1 protein-coding gene is annotated in these 1,813 nt (G+C 52.3%); it reads left to right on the forward strand.

What is annotated here, in order from left to right; genetic code table 11:
• Positions 1-450: 450 nt before the first annotated feature.
• A complete protein-coding gene (ltrA, locus tag E6C55_RS33115) occupies positions 451-1,749 on the forward strand; it encodes a group II intron reverse transcriptase/maturase (RefSeq protein WP_136374105.1) in 1,299 nt (432 codons plus the stop codon).
• Positions 1,750-1,813: the final 64 nt, after the last annotated feature.

Consider the following 1,813-nt stretch of genomic DNA (forward strand, 5'->3'; position numbering starts at 1 on the left):
CACGCCACCAATAGCGAGTCTTGGAGCGAAGCTGGCAACAGAGTCGTTTAAGCGTAGACAGCCAGGATGCAGGCCTGAGTGATTGAGCCTCGAAATAACATGAAACGGGAAGGTCGACGAGGTTGGTTTCTCGGAAGACGAGATGACTCCAAACGAAAAGGCAAGGATGGAGGAGCTTCCCCGGGGTCGAAGAGCCAGGCATGTAGACCAGATGGTTACTCAGCAACTCGGGAGACCCTGCCCCGCGCTTCTGCAAGACAAGTACTGGTTAGGAACGACTCGCAGGAGTATGCCGGACAAGTGTAACAAACAAGGAAGGCAAACGAGCAGCAGGGAGTCGGATCGCCGCATAGTACCGAAGAAGCCCCGTAATGGGGGTGGAGGGAAGGCGAGCGACGCCGCATCAATCTTGTTAAGGACACATTTACCGCACCCCGAGGTGGAGAAGAGATGGAAACAAAACGAGCAAGAATAGCAGAAATGGCCAGAGCCGACTCGAAAGTAAGGTTCACCTCTATCGGGCACCTCATCAACGAACAAGCGTTAATGGAGAGCCACGAGGAGATGGAAACGGGAAAGGCGACGGGAATCGACGGCATGACAAAAGAGAAATATGGGGAAGACCTGGAAGCCAATGTGGGTCAACTGGTGGCGAGACTGAAACAGAAAAGCTATCGGCCGCAGCCGGCGAGAAGAACGTACATCCCCAAGGATGAGAAAAGTATGCGCCCGCTCGGGATACCGGCGTACGAGGATAAACTCGTGCAACATGCGCTAAAGCAAGTGCTAAGCGCCATCTACGAGCAAGACTTCATGGATTTTTCGTATGGATTTCGCCCGGGAAGAAGCATGCACGATGCACTGAAGAAGGTGACGGAGGTCATCCAGTACGGGAGAATCAGCTATGTGGTGGATGCAGACATCAAGGGGTTCTTCAACCATGTCGACCACGAGTGGCTGATCCAATTTCTCGAGCTGCGGATAGCCGACCCAAACATCCTGCGGCTGGTGAGGCGGATGTTAAAAGCAGGTATCCAAGAGGAGGGCAACTTCGAGCCGACGGAGGAAGGAACCCCGCAGGGATCGGCTGTATCGCCGCTGTTGGCGAATGTATATCTGCATTACGTGCTGGACCTGTGGTTCATGGTAACGGTAAAGAAACAATGCAACGGGCAGGCAGAAATCATTCGTTTTGCAGATGACTTCATTTGTTGCTTCCAGTACAGAGAGGATGCGGAGCGGTTCTATGCCGCACTTGGGCAAAGGTTGGAGAAATTCAAGCTGAGCCTAGCGGAAGAGAAGACGAAAATCATCGAGTTTGGCCGGTATGCGGAGGAGCGAAGCAGAAGAGAAGGGAAAGGGAAGCCGAAAACCTTTGATTTTCTGGGATTCACGCACTACTGCTCGAAGAGCCAAAAGGGCGCATACCGAGTGAAACGGGAAACGAGCGGGAAGAAATTCAGACAGAAGGTCAAGAAGATGAAGCAATGGATCCGGACGAATCGGCATCTAAAGCAAGAGGAGTTTCTGAAGGCGATCCGGTCAAAGCTGTTGGGACATTACCGGTACTACGGAATAACGGACAACTACGACAGGATGAAGGCCTATCAAACGGAGACGACGAAGCTGATGGAGAAATGGCTGAATCGAAGAAGTCAGCGCAAGAGTTTTACGCGGGAGCGGTTCAGCGAAGTGATAAAGAAATGGCAGCTCCCGAAGCCAAGAATCTACGTCGATATCTACAAATAACCATTCTGTGAAAGATGCGTCGAAGAGCCGTATGCGGGAATTCCGCACGTACGGATCTGTGAGG

Origin of the sequence: Cohnella fermenti (assembly GCF_004801405.1) — a bacterium.
GTDB lineage: Bacteria > Bacillota > Bacilli > Paenibacillales > Paenibacillaceae > Cohnella > Cohnella fermenti.

What these genes read in the sequence shown, in the direction of transcription:
- ltrA (WP_136374105.1), top strand. Translation starts at nt 451, where the DNA reads ATGGAAACAAAACGAGCAAGAATAGCAGAAATGGCCAGAGCCGACTCG.